The organism is Haemophilus sp. SZY H8, from assembly GCF_018829755.1.
Taxonomy (GTDB): Bacteria; Pseudomonadota; Gammaproteobacteria; order Enterobacterales; family Pasteurellaceae; genus Haemophilus; species Haemophilus haemolyticus_K.
The window spans coordinates 1-386 of the sequence record NZ_JAHKJY010000014.1; the positions used below are offsets into that span (position 1 = coordinate 1).

General features: G+C 42.5%; 1 tRNA gene and 1 rRNA gene. Both read left to right on the forward strand.

The features are described 5' to 3' along the window. Positions 1-68: ribosomal RNA gene (locus tag KKW16_RS08965) — 16S ribosomal RNA — on the forward strand; the annotation flags it as partial. A gap of 123 nt (positions 69-191) precedes the next feature. After that, positions 192-267, forward strand: a tRNA-Glu gene (locus KKW16_RS08970). Positions 268-386: the final 119 nt, after the last annotated feature.

Genomic DNA, 386 nt, shown 5'->3' on the forward strand with positions numbered 1-386 from the left:
GATTCATGACTGGGGTGAAGTCGTAACAAGGTAACCGTAGGGGAACCTGCGGTTGGATCACCTCCTTACCAAAGACGAGAGACAGCGAGTGCTCACACAGATTGACTGATAGTTGTAGAAAAATGAGAAATTAAAAACGAAGCGAAAGCAACGTTGAAAGATAAAAAGAAGATAGAGTATCTTTAATTGATGTCCCCATCGTCTAGAGGCCTAGGACATCGCCCTTTCACGGCGGTAACCGGGGTTCGAATCCCCGTGGGGACGCCAATTAAAGATAACTTTGTTAGATTATCTTAGTGTTCTTTAAAAAATTGGAAACAAGCTGAAAACAAGAGATTTTCGAGAGAAAGTCTGAGTAGGCAAGATAGGAAAGTGAAAAGAGGGAA